The 18,819-nt window shown below is 44.2% G+C and carries 19 protein-coding genes and 1 pseudogene; 5 read left to right on the forward strand and 15 right to left on the reverse strand.

What is annotated here, in order from left to right; translation table 11 throughout:
• Window positions 1-63: 63 nt before the first annotated feature.
• From DQG23_RS04560 to DQG23_RS04580, 5 genes are all read right to left on the reverse strand, one after another.
• Entirely contained in the window at window positions 64-819 is a 756-nt protein-coding gene (locus DQG23_RS04560) for a stalk domain-containing protein (protein ID WP_158560295.1), read from the reverse strand.
• A gap of 167 nt (window positions 820-986) precedes the next feature.
• Window positions 987-2,420, reverse strand: coding sequence for a Kelch repeat-containing protein (locus DQG23_RS04565; RefSeq protein WP_113029638.1), 1,434 nt, complete (start codon window positions 2,418-2,420; stop codon window positions 987-989).
• 139 nt (window positions 2,421-2,559) lie between these two features.
• On the reverse strand, window positions 2,560-2,781 hold the full coding sequence (locus DQG23_RS04570; protein ID WP_113029639.1) for a hypothetical protein: 222 nt from the start codon (window positions 2,779-2,781) through the stop codon (window positions 2,560-2,562).
• A gap of 3 nt (window positions 2,782-2,784) precedes the next feature.
• Window positions 2,785-3,165 (reverse strand): YhjD family protein, encoded by a 381-nt coding sequence (locus DQG23_RS04575; RefSeq protein WP_113029640.1) that lies wholly within the window; start codon window positions 3,163-3,165, stop codon window positions 2,785-2,787.
• A complete protein-coding gene (locus tag DQG23_RS04580; protein WP_113029641.1) occupies window positions 3,152-3,340 on the reverse strand; it encodes a hypothetical protein in 189 nt (62 codons plus the stop codon). Before DQG23_RS04580 ends, DQG23_RS04575 begins: the two co-directional genes overlap by 14 nt.
• Before the next feature lie 239 nt (window positions 3,341-3,579).
• On the opposite strand from DQG23_RS04580, the gene DQG23_RS04585 reads away from it, so the two are divergent.
• Window positions 3,580-5,028: a Kelch repeat-containing protein gene (locus DQG23_RS04585; RefSeq protein ID WP_113029642.1), complete on the forward strand. Its 1,449-nt coding sequence runs from the start codon at window positions 3,580-3,582 to the stop codon at window positions 5,026-5,028.
• A gap of 107 nt (window positions 5,029-5,135) precedes the next feature.
• The gene (locus DQG23_RS04590) at window positions 5,136-5,999 is read left to right on the forward strand and encodes an ATP-dependent DNA ligase (RefSeq protein ID WP_113029643.1); all 864 of its coding nucleotides are present in this window, start codon (window positions 5,136-5,138) and stop codon (window positions 5,997-5,999) included.
• A gap of 450 nt (window positions 6,000-6,449) precedes the next feature.
• Here the strand turns inward: DQG23_RS04590 and DQG23_RS04600 are convergent, their stop codons facing one another.
• Window positions 6,450-7,421, reverse strand: a complete 972-nt coding sequence (locus DQG23_RS04600; RefSeq protein WP_113029645.1) for a hypothetical protein — start codon at window positions 7,419-7,421, stop codon at window positions 6,450-6,452.
• 584 nt (window positions 7,422-8,005) lie between these two features.
• Here DQG23_RS04600 and DQG23_RS42850 point away from each other — a divergent pair.
• Entirely contained in the window at window positions 8,006-8,092 is an 87-nt protein-coding gene (locus DQG23_RS42850; RefSeq protein ID WP_272949032.1) for a putative holin-like toxin, read from the forward strand.
• 156 nt (window positions 8,093-8,248) lie between these two features.
• Here DQG23_RS42850 and DQG23_RS04605 read toward each other — a convergent pair whose 3' ends face one another.
• Window positions 8,249-8,860, reverse strand: coding sequence for a hypothetical protein (locus DQG23_RS04605; protein WP_113029646.1), 612 nt, complete (start codon window positions 8,858-8,860; stop codon window positions 8,249-8,251).
• Window positions 8,861-8,959: 99 nt separating this feature from the next.
• Between DQG23_RS04605 and DQG23_RS04610 the strand changes: the two genes are divergently transcribed.
• Window positions 8,960-9,148: a hypothetical protein gene (locus tag DQG23_RS04610; RefSeq protein ID WP_113029647.1), complete on the forward strand. Its 189-nt coding sequence runs from the start codon at window positions 8,960-8,962 to the stop codon at window positions 9,146-9,148.
• 56 nt (window positions 9,149-9,204) lie between these two features.
• A complete protein-coding gene (locus DQG23_RS04615) occupies window positions 9,205-10,800 on the forward strand; it encodes a recombinase family protein (protein WP_113029648.1) in 1,596 nt (531 codons plus the stop codon).
• A gap of 6 nt (window positions 10,801-10,806) precedes the next feature.
• Here the strand turns inward: DQG23_RS04615 and DQG23_RS04620 are convergent, their stop codons facing one another.
• The 8 genes and pseudogenes from DQG23_RS04620 to DQG23_RS04655 all read right to left on the reverse strand — a co-directional run bounded on the left by DQG23_RS04620 (window position 10,807) and on the right by DQG23_RS04655 (window position 18,755).
• Entirely contained in the window at window positions 10,807-11,508 is a 702-nt protein-coding gene (locus tag DQG23_RS04620) for a hypothetical protein (RefSeq protein ID WP_113029649.1), read from the reverse strand.
• A gap of 104 nt (window positions 11,509-11,612) precedes the next feature.
• Window positions 11,613-11,813: pseudogene (locus tag DQG23_RS04625) on the reverse strand (manganese catalase family protein); the annotation flags it as partial.
• Window positions 11,814-11,834: 21 nt separating this feature from the next.
• The gene (locus DQG23_RS04630) at window positions 11,835-12,104 is read right to left on the reverse strand and encodes a spore coat protein CotJB (protein WP_113029650.1); all 270 of its coding nucleotides are present in this window, start codon (window positions 12,102-12,104) and stop codon (window positions 11,835-11,837) included.
• Between the two features lie 24 nt (window positions 12,105-12,128).
• Window positions 12,129-12,323, reverse strand: a complete 195-nt coding sequence (locus DQG23_RS04635) for a spore coat associated protein CotJA (protein WP_238177778.1) — start codon at window positions 12,321-12,323, stop codon at window positions 12,129-12,131.
• A 287-nt stretch (window positions 12,324-12,610) separates the two neighbouring features.
• Window positions 12,611-13,483 (reverse strand): carbohydrate ABC transporter permease, encoded by an 873-nt coding sequence (locus tag DQG23_RS04640; RefSeq protein WP_113029652.1) that lies wholly within the window; start codon window positions 13,481-13,483, stop codon window positions 12,611-12,613.
• A 27-nt stretch (window positions 13,484-13,510) separates the two neighbouring features.
• Window positions 13,511-14,410 (reverse strand): ABC transporter permease, encoded by a 900-nt coding sequence (locus DQG23_RS04645; protein WP_113029653.1) that lies wholly within the window; start codon window positions 14,408-14,410, stop codon window positions 13,511-13,513.
• A gap of 194 nt (window positions 14,411-14,604) precedes the next feature.
• Window positions 14,605-16,218: a type 2 periplasmic-binding domain-containing protein gene (locus DQG23_RS04650; RefSeq protein WP_113029654.1), complete on the reverse strand. Its 1,614-nt coding sequence runs from the start codon at window positions 16,216-16,218 to the stop codon at window positions 14,605-14,607.
• Between the two features lie 272 nt (window positions 16,219-16,490).
• On the reverse strand, window positions 16,491-18,755 hold the full coding sequence (locus DQG23_RS04655; protein ID WP_158560296.1) for a helix-turn-helix domain-containing protein: 2,265 nt from the start codon (window positions 18,753-18,755) through the stop codon (window positions 16,491-16,493).
• Between the last annotated feature and the right edge of the window lie 64 nt (window positions 18,756-18,819).

The following is an 18,819-nucleotide window of genomic DNA, read 5'->3' on the forward strand; positions in this document are numbered from 1 at the left end:
AACAAAGCCACGGCGGATACCGTGGCTTATTTTTTATCGGTCATGGATAATATCCCCGATACTTCAGAAATCCTGAATTTTATTAAAATATTCGTAGTATTTTGAAATTGTGTTTGTTCTTGACACTACCATACTATCAAATGCTTTCTTGCTGTTATTTAAGTAGTCATAAAAATCCGCTTCACGCTTTGTAGTATTATATTTCTCGAGTCCTTTATATGATTCTTTATAGTAGTCTATTGATTTATTATAATCATTTAATATTGTTCGCATATCATATACGTTTAGATTCTTACTATTTGATTCATTTATGATATTCTCGACAACCGGAATCATAGCATTGTAAGTTTCTATTACTGTATTTAAATGATTATTAGCTTCTGTAAACGATTCACTTACCTTATAATTATTGCTGATTGCATCATAAGTATTGCTAAATGCCTGACCTATATCGGACAACATATCACCAAGTACAGTAAGTGACTTATATTGATCAACTATCTTGCTATATAGCTTAAGTAATTTGATGTCGTTTTGATTACTGCTACTTGTATTTGTACTAGGCAATTTCACATCCACGCTGTATGTATCTTGGTCCCAATTGACCTCGGCCCCTAATTGCCTCAACATATAGATCGGAACTAATGTACGACCTTCATAAATAACAGCCGGCGTATCTTCTACAGGCAAAACTTGTCCGTTCGATTTTACTTTGACAATTGGATTCCCATTAAACTCTCCATTGATGCTCGATGCCCCTACAACACCACTAAACAATAATCCGACTGTACACGCTAACGCTATTACTTTCTTCTTCATCTTACTCCCCCTAGTCAACATACTGAGTGAATTATACCCCAACTCAAGAACCATTAATGGCGAATTTTGTCGCATCCTTGGAAATTTCATAGAAAAAACTCTAAATACAGTCTCGGATCCTATAAAGACAATAAAAAGAGCCGCATCGCTGCGGCCCACTCTTTACGCTAATTTTCTGGCGTGTATTCGTCGATATCAAAGGTAATGATCTTGTCGAAGATAATGTTGTCTTTACGAGCTTTGAATGGTCCCTTAGCGTGTGGATCGTCCAATGTATATCGTGCTGGACCGGTTCCGTCTGCTTTCGCATCGTACCATGAGGTAAATGCATTTACTTCGGCCATCGACAGGTCATATTCTTTTTCAATGCCGTTCATAAGCGTGATGGTTAAGATTGCTCTGCCCGTCGAAGCTGGCGCTTGTGGTGTTGCAGAAGCTTCGTTCGAATTTGCGCTTTCTCCTCCTGCATTGACCGCTGTAACGACGTAATAGTAAGTTGTACCGTTCGTTACGGCTGTATCCGTATATGTAGTGCCGGCGACGCCAGTAGCAATTGTTGTGTACGGCCCACCCTCGGTGGTGGAACGTTTAACGTTATAACCAGTCGCACCGGCTACTGCGGACCATGAAAGATCTACTTTTGCATTGCCGCCAGTTGCTGTTAAATTGATAGGCGCAGCTGGCTGCTCTGGTGTTGGAGGGGAGTACATTTCAACAGTTTTGAGAAAAGAAGCATTGTACCCTCCAATTGCATATATAGAACCATTTACATTAATAGCCTCATGGGACGAGCGAGCTGTTAACATATTAGCTCTTGCAGTCCACGTATCTGTATTCGGATCATACTCATATAAATTATTTAAATACTGGTTACCCGAGCTTTTATAGCCACCTAATAAGTAAAGTTTCCCATTCGCATAAGTTAAAGCTGTTGACCCTGCAGATACGGGGGGGTTGGCTTTAGGTGTCCATGTGTCCGTAGTAGGATCATACAATACATTGTCCATTCCAATTGTATATATTTTTCCATTTATGTTGACGGCATCAAAAGTCTCTCTGCCTGCAGGTTGCTGTGCTTTTTCGGACCATGTATCAGTTACAGAATCATATACCAGTACTTTTTTGGAACTTCCTCCAAAGAGATATACCTTCCCATCAACTTCGACTAAGGAATAAAAATACTCTGGGTTAGGAATACTTGTTTTTGTTGACCAAGTATCTGTAGCAGGATCGTAAACTTCTACTGCAGTTTGATAATAACCTCCGTTTACATGTCCACCGAATACATATATTTTCCCATTAATAGTTGCTGCACCTACTGGCTCTCTTGCGGTCGGCATGTCTTGTTTATTAGTCCATGTATTTGTGATTGGGTTATACTCTTCAACTTTAGCAATTGAAACTGAACTAGAATTTCTACCACCAAATACATAGATTTTCCCATTGTACTCTGCTACACCAAAGTTATTACCCCTTGCAGAAAGCATGGGAGCTTTCGTCGTCCACGTATTCTCTGCCGCTAAACTTGGTATGGCCAAAACAGAAGTAAACATAATTATAGACAAGCATAAACTTAATAAAAACTTTGAAACACTTTTCACTCTTCACTACCACCTTTTCTATAATTTCTCTCGACAAGCGATATCATACAGATAAAGTCATATTATGTCTAAACATAAATAACCTTATTATAGATATTATGGATAATTAATCTAAATATTTGTTCGAATATACCTGTTCCTACCCATGACGGCGATCTCTCCGGACTGCTCCAACTGCCATTATGTTTTCAATTCTAAAAACCCTCGGCCCTTTTGCCTCCAAACAATACGCTTTAATCATCCCATCTTTAACGTCACGAACCTCAATAAATCGTTTCGTGATTCGGTTGTGTCGATCCAGGTATATAATTTCGATATCCTTACCGATGTATTTCTCATATCTGCCATGATCGAGTTTCATTTTTCAGCCCTCCAATTTCGCCCCGATGTCTTTGATATACTCCCCTAACCGTACTGCTATTTCTGCCTTTGCCACATCCCTCAGCAGAGCCATTTCGCCGACATATCCTCTAAACCGGTACTCACATCTAAGTTTGTTCTCGGGATCCGGGTACATTTTTATTTTCCTGGAGAACAAGAACTTTTTCGATGCGACAAGATCGTCATGGATTGCATCAATTAAAGACCGAGCTGCAGCTAAATGAAGCGTATTGAAGATACCTTTTCCTTGCTCAAGCTCCTTACAGCTTCGGTCACACATTTCCATCATGAGTGGCAAGAGGATTGCGTTTTTGACCGCGATGATTTCATCTTCAGTCGGTAAGGTCGGACTAAGTTGTGCCATGTTCGCCAGCACCTCCCGCGACTGCTTTAACAACGGCCGATATACTTGCTCGCAGCTGATCGATTTCCTGCAGCAGCTCAGGCTCCCGTTCATACGCCTCAATAGCCGAGCGTAATCCTTCGTGTCCGCCGGCAATTTCTCGCAGCTCATTTGCGTAATTCTTTCTGTTCTTCATTTTGTCCGCCCCTTAGATGCGAACATTTGTTCTTGTTATTGACTAGTATACGAACAAATATGCGAACGTGCAACAAGAAAAAAATCCCCTATAAGGGGATCCTCACTGCTACTCGAACAAATAAATGAATTAATTATCCATATATTCTAATATAAGGTTATTTATGTTTAGACATAATATGACTTTATCTGTATGATATCGCTTGTTGAGAGAAATTATAGAAAAGGTGGTAGTGAAGAGTGAAAAGTGTTTCAAAGTTTTTATTAAGTTTATGCTTGGCAATAATGATGTTGTCCTCTGTTTTGGCCGTACCAAGTTTAGCGGCAGAGGATACATGGACGACGAAAGCTCCTATTCTAACAGCTAAGTCATACATTACTTCAGCTGAATTAAATGGAAAGATATATGTCTTTGGTGGTAGAACTGCTAGTGCCTCAACACCGATCGCTACTGTTGAGGAGTATGATCCAACTACAGATACTTGGACTAGTAAAGCAGACATGCCAACAGCTAGAGAATCAGCAGGTGCTGTAGCTATTAATGGAAAGATCTACGTATTTGGTGGTCTCGTCAACGGAGGTCCTGCTATCAATAAAGTTGAAGCATACGATCCAATAACTAATACTTGGACAATAAAGTCACCAATGCCTTATGCACAGGGGCATTTTGGGATAGCTGAAGTTAATGGGAAGGTTTATATTTTAGGAGGGACGTATTCCCCTAAGAAAGTACTAGTCTATGACCCGGTTACTGATTCGTGGTTGACAAAATCAGACATTCCTTCACCGAGAGAGTATTATAAAGCAACAGTTATTAACGGGAAAATATATACAATCGGCAATGATAACATGATGTATGATCCCACTACAGATACATGGACCTCAAAAGCAAGTCCACCAGTTAATGTATTGGGATCAGCGTTAACTTCTTTGAATGGGAAGATTTACTTGCTTGGAGGCTACTCTCTTTCAAGGTATTATAATGAACTATTCGAGTATGACCCGAGTACAGACTCGTGGGCTCCGAGGACTAATATGATAACTGCTCGTGCATACCTTACAGCTGTAAGTCTTAATGGACATATTTATGCAATTGGAGGACATAGCGGAAATTCAGTTTATTTAAATAATGTAGAGGTATATTCCCCTCCTCTTCCATCCCAACCAACTGCACCTATCAATTTAGCAGCAACAGGCGGCAATGTAAAAGTCGATCTCTCATGGTCTGCAGTAACCGGCTCGACTGGTTATAACGTTAAACGTTCAACAACAGCCGGTGGCCCATACACAACGATCGCAACAGGCGTAACCGGCACGACATACACTGATACGGCCGTAACGAACGGCACAACTTACTACTACGTCATCACAGCCGTCAACGCCGGTGGAGAAAGCGCGAATTCCAACGAAGCATCTGCAACGCCGAATGCTCCTGTGAACCCGGAGCCAACTGGTCGAGCAATCCTGACGATCACGCTAGTCAATGGAATCGAACGCGAATACGACCTGTCGATGACTGAAGTAAACGCATTTACCGCTTGGTATGATGCAAAAGCGGACGGCACTGGACCAGCGCGTTACACACTTGACGATCCACATGCAAAAGGACCTTTCAAATCACGCAAAGACAACATTATCTTCGACAAGATCATTACCTTTGATATCGACGAATACATACCAGAAAATTAGTGTTCACTAAAAAGGGCCGCATCGCTGGGGCTCTTATTATAACCTTCCAGCACTTCCCGCCTCTGCATCGTATAGCCAAGCGCTATAATTGATGTAGAGGTGTTTTTATGTTCATTTCTCCAATGTTACTCGAAACCGCTCAAGCTCCTTTTTCGGATGATAATTACATCTATGAACCAAAAATTGACGGACATCGTTTGATCCTTTCACACATAAACGGTCAGACACGCCTGTATACACGACACAATAACGACTGTACTCGGCAATACCCCGAGCTGGCCGGCTTTACATTTGACGGGGATATAATCCTGGACGGCGAGGTTGCATGTACCGATCCGCAAACAGGCTCAATTGACTTCGAATTGGTCATGGAGCGATTTTCTGCAAAGAAGACCGATAAGGTTCTAAAGCTTTCTGCAGCTCTGCCAGTCAATTTCTTGGCATTCGATATCTTGCGCTATAGAGGTGTTGATCTACGCGGCTGGTCGCTTATGGATCGTAAAGAAATCCTGTCAGCTGCCGATCTGTCATGCTGCCCGTTTATCGGAAAAATACCGTTTATTGAAGATGAAGGCGAGGCTCTATACGAACAAATTCGGACGCGACAAATGGAAGGAATCGTAGCGAAGCGAAAGAATTCGATTTACGTCAGCAACAGATCAAGTGCATGGCAGAAGATCATAAACTGGCGATATGAGGACGTTTATATAACGGGGTATCGGAAAGGCGACTTTGGATGGCTGGCGGCTGTGCCCGGTAAGAACGGACGCTTACGGCCAGCTGGTATCATAGAACTCGGTGTAACCGCACGGCACAGGATGGCGTTTAATAGTGTAGCCCAAACGTTAATAACCGGCGAGGACCGTGATACCGTTTACGTCGAGCCGAAAATTAAAGCTCGAGTCAAAATAAGGAATTGGACACGTAACGGCATGCTTCGAAGCCCAGCGTTTGTTGAGTTTTTGCTTTAAACATAATGAAAAACCGCCTCATCTACGAGGCGGTTACATGACTAACATTCCTGCTAGTTTGGTAATTTAGTGAATTTATTTCGTTAAATTATTTTCTCTATTAGTGATTCTCTTTTTGTGATGCTTGCTAATGAAATAACTGGCTAAAGCGAAAAATGGAAATATAATAAGCGTCGCAATCGCTAAGACATATTCCCTGCTGAACAAATATTGAAAAAAACCAATTATTCCACCTAACGAGAATAGTATCGTCCAAACAAACCAAAAATACCTTTGAAATATATCATGATACAGTCTAATTTTGCTCAAGTTTGTTCTCCAACTCTTTGTTTTGCTTTATATTTTCGCAACCGAGTAAGTCTAACGATACGCCGATGAAGAGCTAAATAAAAAAAGATCTTAGTTAAATCATATTAATCTGTATCCCCAACCGCCAAAACTGATAAAGTATTATCTCCATCCGTTAAATAAATCCTCTAGAGCATCTACTGAATCTTTTGCCTGCTTATTAAGATTCTTAAAATTCGTAACTTTTCCATGCATCATGTCATTACGAGGATCAGTAATTTTTTTCAGCAAAACATCTATCTGGTTTTCACTTAGTGTTGATTTAATATAGCCATCTCTGATGAGAAATTTTACTTTTTTATAAATACTTAGATGATTTCCACCATTTCTTTGGTAAGCTTCGGGATTCAATGTTCCAGCTATAATGTTAGAAATATAAGATTCCAGAGCAATCGCAGAATAAATTATAGACTTTCTAAAATCATAGGTTCGGTAAGCATACTTTGATTCATTAAAGAATGCCTTCCATACAGATACATCATGTTGCAAAGCTAAACGAAAATCAGAATCACTTCCTAATTGCGTAATGGTATTAACATTAGGAGTTATCCTAAATTGATCTAAAAGAAAATTAGAATAAAAAGTATAATATGACAAATGACTGCAGTCAAAAACTGAAGGGCTTATTGTGTGTAGTCCACCTGCTGATTCATTGTATTTATATAGAATAAACTCTAGACATGGCTGCATTATATCAATAATATAATGAGCACTTCGTTCCTTTAATTGCTCAGCAATATACTCCTTTTCATCCAAAAAGCTCTCTAAAACAATACATATTGATGTATTAAACACATCGTATCTGTAATCAACCGTTGAGAGTGACCTTGGATGTACTGTGAATGTCGATTCTCTTAGAGGAACTTCCTGCTCTCGATGACAATAGCTGGTTAGTTCAAAAGCAACTTTTCTTTTCTTATTTATCTCAGGTAATACGAAATCACTTGGAGCATCAAAACTATAAAATCCGGAGTTTAATATAAGATAATACGGCAATGAAAACTCCATTAACATAGCCATTTCAAATTTATTCTCAGTAATAAACTTTTTTATTTCAGGACTAACGTGTATCATGCTGTGTATAGTATTCACCTACTTTGATGATTTGTATTATACTTATAATGAACTGTTCCACCCGGAGAAGATAGTGTTTCTATAAAATGATTCAGAAATTATAATTTTTGTGTCGTTTTTGAATAATCAAATTTGATTTGTAAGTATTATTTCGTCGATAACCCTTGCTTTCCAAACTATACCTAATTGAACTTTAAATCATCATCTGCACCGATTTGGCCAGAATATATCCCTACCAACTTTGTAAAATACCAACTTCCATTGAGTCCCCCTTCATCCAATATTCCTATAGCTCTTTTTGACTTTATAATTACCGGTGAACCAGACATTCCTGGTCTTGAAGCAGTATCAACGAAGAATTTTAGTAATCCATCTAAATATTTTTGATAATCTTATGTTTCGATCTCTCAAATCCTTCCATCCTACATATTCGCGAAATTTGTCAAATTTCCTTTCATTCCACAAAATTGTGGATACCCCCCGTAATAAAAAAACACCCTCGATTAAGAGAGTGTTCATGGTATAATTTAACTCGTACAGCTCGACTTGTGGTGTAGGCTCCCTCCAGAAAGGAGGTGTAGCCTATGGATACTTTCCAAACGATCATGTCTTTCCTCGCGTTCGGGACTTTCCTTGTAGCGCTGTTGACATACATCGATAAACGAAAGTAACCCACCTCAGGTTGGTCGCCTAGTGGGTTACTTTCCAGCTCAACTCTTGGAGGGTATACCACCCAAGTCTGTACAGAGGAGTCGGCTGGCACCGGCTCCTTATTTATTTATATCCTAGCACATTATGGATGATACCTGCAATGTGGATCTTTGCCTTTATTCATAAAACCCCACTAAATCCAAATAGTCGCCGCAACCGGTACATTTGATCATGATCTGATCAAGGCGAGAATCAAAGTCAACATTATCCGGAATATCCTTCTCAAGAATCTCTTTTAATTCGTTTGTATCCTTGGCTGAGCTGAGACTTTCAACAAACTCCTCCGTTACTTCGGGATCGATGCTTTCTTCTGTCGCAATGAATAAGCTGAAGTTACCATCATCATTTAACTTGCTGCCTACGAATGATTTTTTTCCTTCATCTTCATTTAATACAACAGCATGTCCGCATCGCGCACAAGAAATGATTACGTTGACCATTGAGACGTTCTGCTCGAGCCTGCTTTCCATCCTGCCTTTCAATTCTGAGGCAGCAGCTACTTTGGAAAACATACTGGCAAGATCCAAGCTTCTTTTGTTGTAAAGTTGTAAGTCGTATTTGGCTATCAATGATCTTACTTGAGTGTGCTTCAAATCAAATAAATCACCGATTTGTTTTGTTATAAGTTCCTCATCCCAAAACAATGTCTTAAGAACTTCCTCAGTAAGATCTGCTGCACTCAGTTCTCCCCGCTTCTTCTTCTCCTTCAATTGCTCATGTAACGACATTGTCATCCCTCCCACCAAAACAATTCTACATAAGGAAGGATTTCCCTACTCATTTGTCGAATGCTGTAAAAATATTGTGATAGCCAGGGGGTCTCTACGATGAATATGAAAACCACGCTCATACACACTGTCGACTTTAATAATGCCATGTTATTTAAAAAGCCAGTAACCGTCTGGCTAAACGGTCAGATTATCGAGCAAGGCGGAATTGTTGAGAAACATACTGAAGAAGCTGTTTACATTAATGGTGGGTATTATTTAAAATTAAATTGTACGTTCACCATCTAGCCCTTAGGGGCTTTTTCTATAGATACAACAAGTTTGAATAAACGAGGTGACGGGGCATGAATTATAAATTACCTGAAGGTGAGTATAGCGGGTATTTACGTAAATCTCGGGTCGATATCGAGGCGGAAGCTCGGGGCGAAGAAGATACATATGCTCGGCACGAACGAATTTTACTTGACCTTGCTAAACGTTACGGGATAAACCTTACAAAGATTTATCGGGAAAAGCCGGTTTCAGGTGAGAAAATAGACGAACGTCCAGAAATGATGAAGCTACTAGAAGATGTTGAAGATCAGCATTGGAAGGGTGTCCTTGTGGTTGAAGTTGAGCGTCTGGCTCGTGGCGACACCAAGGACCAAGGTATTGTAGCCCAAGCATTTAAGTATTCAGAAACCACTATTGTCACACCAATGCGCGTATATAATCCCAATAACCCCGATGATGAAGAATACTTTGAATTCGGCCTCTTTATGAGCCGGCGGGAGTTTAAGACGATCACACGCCGTCTGCAAGGGGGGCGCATTGATGGAGTCAAGGAAGGCAGATACTTAGGCAATAAGCCACCTTACGGCTACTCACGGGTTAAACTTCCTGGCAAAGGATACACACTGGAGCCGCATCCGGATCAAGCCCCCATCGTACAGCTCATCTATAGTCTGTATACTGATCAGGATCCAGAGAAAAGACTTGGAACAGCAAGGCTAGCTGCATACCTGAATGATAAACAGATCGTTACTCAACGGAATAGCAGCTGGACTGTAGCGACAGTAAACGGGATCCTTCGAAACCCTGTCTATATCGGACGAGTAAGATGGGGATCGCGTCCGCTGCAGAAACGTAGAGACAGTAAAAGTAGGCCCCGTAAGCCTCGTGAGCAATGGCTAGAAGTGATGGGTATGCATCCTCCTATCATCGACGAAGCTCAGTACAATTTAGCTCAGCAATATATGAACGAAAACGGTCACCCGCCTGCTCCAGCCGGCAAAATATCGAATCCGCTCGCCAGTATCGTGAAATGTGGAATATGCGGTGCGGCAGTTGTCCTTAGACCATATCGCGGCAAAAACAAAACGACTCCATCAACGCTTATGTGTTCAACCCAATATTGTAAGAATGTAAGTTCATACTACCATCTTGTCGAAGAGCGCCTCTTGGAAAGTCTCAAGGAGTGGTTGTCTACTTATAAAGCACAATGGATGGGGAAACGCCCCAAAACGATGAAGAACGATGATTTAAAATTAAAGCTTCATCAAGACATGCTAAAAAGATTACAGAATAAGCTACATGAACTAAATGAACAGAAGAAGGAAGCCTTTAATCTCGTTGAAAGGAAAGTCTACACTACAGAGATTTTTTTAGAGCGTTCCCAGATTATCGCACAAGAAATTAAAGAAACGACTGATGCCATCCAACAAACTGAAGACGAACTCCAAACCGAATTTAAACGTCAAACAGCAAAGGTCGAAACAATCCCCAAAATCGAACACGTCCTTGATGTCTACCATCGAACCGAGAATGCAGCAGTGAAAAATGAATTGCTTAAATCAATCCTTGAAAAGGTTACTTACCGAAAAGATACAGGTGGCCGTTGGAACGGGGGAATGGATAAATTTACACTCGTCCTATATCCGAAGCTACCAAAGGAAAATTAGTAAATTTCAAAAAATTATTTTACCTGTTAGATCAGCCCTGATTCTGAATCCATATTGAATAGTCTGAGTTGCACTTTTATCTGTCAGGGCTAATCTAATAAAGTTATTATTATCATTCAGTTCTCCATTTGTATCAAAGTACGGAGATACTACCTGAACATAAAATAAGACAATATTGTCATTAAAATTATTTTTATTCTTTATTTCGTTCACTATATCTTCAATTTTTTTCTGATCTACAACTGTTCCGCCTTCTTTGTGCACAGTGATCAACTGTTGTTGTAGTAATGATTTATCATTCAAATCACATTTTTCCACTTTAATCAAGTACCCATTACTTATATTAACGCAGCTACCGTTCATAGTTTTTGCAGAAAGACTAATATTATATTGCTGTTCCAGCTTCTTGATGTAGTTTTTGTTTAGAGAAAGGTACGCATTCTGTCGCAATTGATTTTTTAAATCAACTACTATAGGTATGCTTGCGACAAAGAAAAAAATGAGACTAAGAGCAAGTAACGGGAACGGATTCTTTAATTTCAAAATTGAGAATAAAGAAATTATGCCACCAACAATAAAAGCTCCTATACTAAGCGGAATAACTAGTCCTTCAAACCCTTCTGGTTTGTCAACATTCGACATCAGTAGAAAGTATATGACTATGAAACTGAACAAAAGAAAGAATAAAATAAACTGTTTTCTGCTCATGCAATTATCCGTCCCTTAGGAAATGTTTTACACTTTTTTTGAAGTATTCGCCGCGTATAGAAAATATCCTTCATCGAAAGAAAGTATTATCATCGATAACTATAGTGTACTGATTCCTCCGTCCCGATATCCGTCAACAATCCGATTACCTTATCGGGGATCGTATACCGCTGATTCAAGTAACGCAGCGCCGCAGCCAGCTCCCCGTCCGCCCCACCGTACTGTTCGATCAAGTATTTGGCCATACGCGGATCGCATTTGCTGACGCGCACAGGATATTGCAGCTTTTTCTCATAAATCCACATGAATCCCTGCTCTCCCTTCGCTTATACCTGCCAAGGCCACGGCGTTTGCGGCCAATTCCACGGGAAACCGGAAAAGCTGTGCCCGAATTGCATGAGCGGCCCGAACTTCGACTCGAACTGATAGGCCAACTGCGCTCTTCGCTTGGCATTTTCATTAAACTGCCGGACCGCTTGCTCGTCGCCGGGATGCGTATCCAGGTACAGCGTCAGCTCTACCAGCACAAAGTCGACGGTTTGCAGCTCGAGCAGGCAGCGGTAATAATCGTCGCTAAGCGTATGTTGCTGTTGCATGACGTTCTCCTCTCCTCCTCGTTTTTATTCCGCGCTGCGGCGGCCATCATACGGGCTGAATAAAGCCGGCCAAAGCGTCCCTTTTTGCAGCGCCTCGTACGGCGGGAATTGCGGGAGTCCTGTCGGCTGAAACGGAATGAACAGTTGGGGCGGCGTCGAATACGTCTTTACGTAGATCGGCGGGCACGGATCGTAGGGTCCGATGAACGGGTACCACATTTTGACCTGATTTTCGAACAAAGCAAGCTCCTCCTTTAATGGGCCAAACGGTAAAAGCCTATGCACTACCTTATGACAAACGCCTATGATTGGTGTTTTAGGCATTAGCCTAGAAAATATTACCAATGAGGAATCTGTCTCCGAACGGATCGCAGAGATGGGCATGACTTTTGCGAATCCAGTCACTGATTCCATACTACTGAAAAAGCTTCCGCCGAGCGCCACAATAAGGGCACACAACAGAAGCTTTTTTAATCGACAGTGAATTAGTTATCCTGCTATTCCGGCTACTCCTTCAAAGACCCGAGCATCGTGCCCTGTACGAAATATTTTTGAATGAACGGGTAAACGAGCAGGATCGGTACCGTAGCGAACAAAATAATGCCCGCCTTCATCATTTCCGGCGTCGCGACCATGGCGATATCGGCGGCGTTGCTGCCGTAAGCTTGCGTATCGTCGCTGACGATGAGGCTCCGCAGCACGACCTGGAGCGGAAACAGCTTTTTGTCGCGAATAAAAATCAGGGCGTTGAAATAGGAATTCCACAACGAAACGACATTGTATAAGCTAAGGGTGGCCAAGATCGGCACCGATAGCGGAATCGATATTTGAGAATAAATCCGGAATTCCCCGGCGCCGTCGATTTTGGCCGAATCGAATAGCTCGGATGAAATGCCTTGGAAAAAGGTTTTCATAATAATAACGTAGAATGCGCTAAGCGCCGAAGGGACCATAAGCGCCCACAGCGTGTTCTCGAAGCCGATCGCTTTGATGACCATATAGTTCGGAATCAAACCGGCCGAAAAAACGAGCGTAACGAGCACGAGTCGAAGGACGATTTTCCTTCCCGGCATAATCGAGCGGGACAGCGCATACCCGAAGCTGGTCGTAAACAAGAGAAACAAAAGCGTGCCTACCACGCAAATATAAACGCTGACGCCGAGCGCCCGCCAAAGCGATTCAAGCTGAAAAATTTCGCGGTAAACGCCGAAATGCATTTCCTTCGGCCAAAAGCCGACGAGCTTGGCATCCGCGTATTTGGGCGAACTTAGCGATACCGCCAGCAAATGAACGAGCGGCGCTACCATGGACACGCTGATTACCGCCAAAAATAATCCGTTAATAAATTGAAAGAACCGATCCGATTTATAGGTGATCATGTAGTTTTTCCCTCCTCAAGCCATCGGCTAGTAAATGCTTTCGCCGGTCGTCCGTTTGCTCACTTGATTGAGCAGCATGATCAGAATAAAGCCGACGAGCGCCTGGAACATGCCGATTGCCGTGGAAAAGCTGAATTGCGCGCTAAGCAGACCGACCCGATACACGTAAGTATCGATAATTTCCGCAACGGACCGATTAAGCGGGTTTTGAAAAATAAGCACCTGCTCGACGTTCGCTTCCAATACGCTGCCGATTCTAAGCAGAAAAAGAACCATAATCGTAGGCAGCAGGGACGGAAGCGTAATATGCCACATCCGCCGCCAGCGGTTCGCTCCGTCCACCATCGCGGCTTCGTACAAGCTCGGATTGATCGCGGTAAGCGCGGCCAAATAAAGAATGGTCCCCCATCCGATTTCTTTCCAGATCGAAACCGAAATGACGATCGGCCGGAAAAACTCCGGCATCGTGACGAAATCGTACGGCCCCATTCCGAACAAGCCGAGGAACTGATTGACGAAGCCTTTGGTCGCGAGCAAGTTGATGAAAATGCCGCCTACGATTACCCACGATAAAAAATGCGGCATATATAGCAACGTCTGCACCGGCCGCTTGAACCACATGCTGCGCACCTCGTTCAACAGCAGCGCAAGGATAAGCGGCGCCGGGAAGCCGAAAATGATCGAATATAGGCTGAGCAAAATCGAATTTTTCAATATTTGAAAAAACTCGTCATAGGTGAACATCGTCACAAAATGCTTGAACCCGACAAACGGACTTCCGAGAAAGCCTTGAAACATGTTATAGTCCTGGAACGCGATAATATTTCCCCCGAGAGGAATATAGCGGAAGATGATAAAGTGAAGAATGCCCGGCAGGGCAATTAGCAAAAGCATCACTTTGTCGCCTAGCTGGAATTTCCGTTGCATGATGTTTCCTCCTTCATTACTGATCCCCACAAAGTGACGCAGTGCTTCGTAGTTGATTCCGGGTACTTTGCCGGGGGCCCCAATTTCACCCCACAAAGTGACGTAGTGCTTCGTAGTTTTACTTGTGACCTAAAACCGACGCAGACGGAAAAAGCCGGCCCGCGGACCGGGCCGGCTTTCCGGGCGCTGAAACATTACTTTTTGGTTTTGCTGTTATACCAGTCGGTCGCTTCCTTCATGGCCGCATCGCCGCCGCGTTTTTTCCACTCAGCTACGAACGCGTCGAACGCTTTATCGACATCTTCTTTACCCGTGACTGCCTTGGCAAACATATCGAGGAACAGGTTGCCCGCATTAAAGCCGATCGCCAGCTCCGGTTTGGTCGCCAGCGCCTGAAGCGAAGGCATATACAAACCGTCATGCTTCATGATGTTCTCCGAGGCGATCTTGATGCCTTTTTTGAGCATTTCGGCTTCGGCGTTGATATCGACAAGCTTCTGGGTCATCCGTCCGTCGCCGCGCGGGTTGATGATCAATTGATAGAAGGTCGACGAGCCCGCGGGACCGGATTCGTTGTTCGCTTCCGCTTTCGGATCCCAATTGATTTTGCCGCCTTCTTCGGTGTAATTGTGACCTTTGATGCCGAAGGAGAAGAACGATTCCGCTTCGTCCGACCAAGCCCAGTTCAAAAACTTGATGACTTCCTCCGCTTGCTTCGACTTGCTAGGGATAACCCAAACGAAGTTGACTTGCGGATTTTCGATTTCGAGGCCGCCGCCTTTCGGACCTTGCGGAGAACCGACCACATCGATCTTGGCGTTCGGCTGGTTGACGAAATTGCTTGGCGTCCATGTTGTCGGATAACTTGTAATGTCGTATTTCCAGGAGCCGGCTTGCCCTTTCTTAATGCCTGCAACCCAATCCGCGCCTTTGTTCGTAAACAGGTTCGGGTTGACATAACCCTTGTCGTACATCATTTTCCAGAACTTGATCGCTTCCTTCATTTCCGGCATGATCATGCCCGGCGTCATCGTTCCGTTGACGTTATACCACATGCCCGGATGCGCGCCGAACTCCGCGAAGAAGACGTCGCCGTAAATCATGTTCTCACGTACGTAGAAGCCGTATTCGTTGTTCGGGTCGCCGTCGCCGTTCAAGTCTTTGCCCTTGATCGCCTCAAAATATTTCACCCATTCGTCGAGCGTATTCGGCTGCTTCATCCCGAGCTTATCCAGCCAATCCTGCCGAATATACATGACGCGGTTGGACATAAATTGCGCAAGCGCCGGAATCCCGTATATTTTGCCGTCCTTCGAGACGTTCGGGCTGTCCCATGCCTGCTGCGGAATTTTTTTCTTGAGATTCGGTCCGTATTTGTCGATCAGCGGTCCCAATTCCTTGAATACGCCTTGCTCCACAGCGCCGGGATGCGCCGAATCCGTAATGCCGTTAGTACGGATCAGGTCCGGCAAATCGCCGGAAGCGAAACGGACGGTCAGCTGCTGCTTGTATTCGGGATGGTTGAGAAAATCGAACTTCAAATTATAGCCGGATTGCTTCGACAATTCTTTAACGTATTTGTCGTCCTCTTTCATCTCTTGCGGATACTTGGCTCCTGCATTGGACAACAGGATACTGATGTTCTTATTGGCCGGCGCCGTCGAAGGAGAATTGCTTGCGCTTCCGCTTGGACTGCTGCCTGCGCCGTTCGTTCCCGACTCTTTGCCTCCGCAAGCTGCAAGCAGCGTTCCTGCTGCAAGCGCCGTGCTTAGCGATACGAGCATCATTTTTTTGTTGATCGATTTCATGACGTAACCCCTCTCGTTCTCGTTTGCGATAAGGCTGATCGACTTATCTGCCCTAACTATATTGAAAGCGTTTTTATATGCGCAATGTTCCGTTTTTTACGGCGCATTCAAACGATGATAAAGATTTGTCATACGATGAAAAAGCAAAAACCGCGCAGCGGCGGCATTTGTTTGCTTGCTTATGCAAAAACTGACGGACTGCGGCGGACGTGACAAGGATAAACGCTTTTGAAGAAAGCGACTTCGTAAGCTTAAGCTAAGGACAGGCAGCTTCACTCGGCCGAAGCGTTATGCTGCTTCCGGTATTCGCCGGGCGGAACGCCGATTACTTGCTTGAATACTCTGCTGAAGTTTTGCACGGAGGAATAACGCAGACGTTCCGCGATATCTTTGATCGGAAGCTGGGTTTGAGCCAGCCAATCCGCCGCTTTTCTCATCCGGAATTGAATCAGGTAATCGATAAAGTTCATGCCGGTCACTTCTTTAAACATGCGGCTCAGCTGAGAAGGATGAATGCCGAAGTGATCCGCGGTCTGCTGCAGCGACACATCCGTTTCGAAATGTTCATGGATGTCGAGCAGTACCTGCTGAATGAGCCGCTTTTGTTTCGAAACGTTATAGCTTTCAAGCTTGCTGACGACCTCCGGAAAGACCGTATCCGCCAGCCAATCGCGCACTTCCTTAAGCGTGTGAAGCGAAGACAGCCGCTTGTATAAATCCTCTTGAAAAAAGTCTTCCAGACTGCAATCGAGTTCATTCATAAAATAATCGAGCTCGCCGAGCAAATACGAGAATAGGCCCGTCGCCATTTCCGAGCTGTAGGCGCCCTTGGCGACCGTTGCAATGAGCGCATCGAGCTGCTCGACCGCTTCGCCGGTTTTGCCTTGAATCAGGCTGTGTGCGATATCCTTCATGCCTTGCACAAGCGCGCGTCCCGATTGCTTCATCGAAGGGGCGATTTTTTGCTCCGTAATCGTGACATTCGGACCGAGAAGCAGCCGGTGGCCCAGCAGCCCGACGGCTTCCTGGAAGCAATCCTGCGTTCCCCCGAAGCCTTGGCGGGGACGGCTGATCGCTACGCTGACCGTAAATCGGAAATATTCCCGCACATGCTCCCTGAAGCGGTCCATCAGCACGGCTAGCTTCCCTTCGATCTCCGCGCTTTCCTTCTCGAAGCCGAACACGGCTGTCACCTGGCCCGGCTGAAAGCTGAACGTCAGGCAAGCCAGCTCGTTCTCGCATGTTTCCTCAAATATTTTCCGCAGCGCAAAATGAATCAACGGGCGGTCCTTCTGCGAATAAGTCTGAATGAACAAATTGAAATCGTCGACGGTCGCCATGCACACGGCGAACACTGGACCTGCGAACGGCAGCTCGAGCTGCTCCGACTTTTGCAAAAACTCTTTTTCCGTCATTTCGCCGCGCAGCAGGTGATGAAATAAGCTTTCCCGCAAGTATGGCATGTGCTCGCTCAGCTTTTTTTGCATCTCGATGTTGGCGGACGCCATCTGCTTCATCATCGAATCGATCGCTTCCAGCCCTTCTTTCCCGGTGCGGTCCAGCTTGTGCTCATCCGTAAACCGGCGCAGCATCCGTTCGACCGGCACATACAGCCGGCTCGAGCCGATAAACGCGATAACCGTCCAAACGAGTGCAATCGCCGCGAATAAAAGCCAGGTCAAACGCTGGATTTTATCCGATTTCTCCGTAAATTCCCGGATCGGCGTCATCGCGATATACGTCCAGTTGTTTAGCGACGACGTTTGAGCCGTCAGTTTATATTGTTCGCCTTTTAATACGAACGATCCCTCGAAGCCGTCCGGATCCTTCCAGAAGTGATATAAATCATTCGTATCGGCGAGCTTTGTCCCGATTTCGTCTTTATTTTGGCTAACGATGACCCTGCCGGTTTCGTCCACGATAAATACTTTGCTGCGATGGCCGAAGGTCAGCTTTTCAAGGAAATTGGTCAGCTCCTGAATCGTCACATGAAGCGCCAGAATGCCGTCGGAATAATACGTATGCCGCGGAACCGGCGAAAATAGCAGCAGCTCGTCCTGATTCGCGTACGTATTGGGCGTAACGACGAACGTGGCGTTAAATTTCGGCTGTACTTTATCCATGATTTCATAGAAAAAAAGCGGCGACTTGTTGGAAAAGGCGAAGTCGTATTTTTTATAAATGAGGGATGCCGTAAAACGAATCGACGAAAAGCTTTGATGCTTGATCAAAATATCGGTCAGCTCCAGCGACTGGGATACGTTATCCGAGGGAGGCGGGAGCAGCATCGCTTTCTCGATCGTCTTGTCGGAGGCAATGGACAGCGCGGAAATTTGCAGGTTTTTCACGAAATTGTCCAGCTGGAATTGAATTTGCTTGAGCACGGTCTGGTGATTCGTATCGACCTCCTCCTGGATGCTCTTGCGAACAATGTAGGAAGACGACAGTCCTAAAATGAGGATCGGCAGCGTGCTGATAATAACCGAAAATATGATCAGCTTTTGTTTGAACGTAAGCGATGTCAGCCGTTTGCGCACAAGTATGCCCCCCAGGATGTCGATAATACGATACAAGAAATAACGCCCCAAAAAAAGAAAAACC

The organism is Paenibacillus contaminans (assembly GCF_003285015.1).
Lineage (GTDB): Bacteria > Bacillota > Bacilli > Paenibacillales > NBRC-103111 > Paenibacillus_V > Paenibacillus_V contaminans.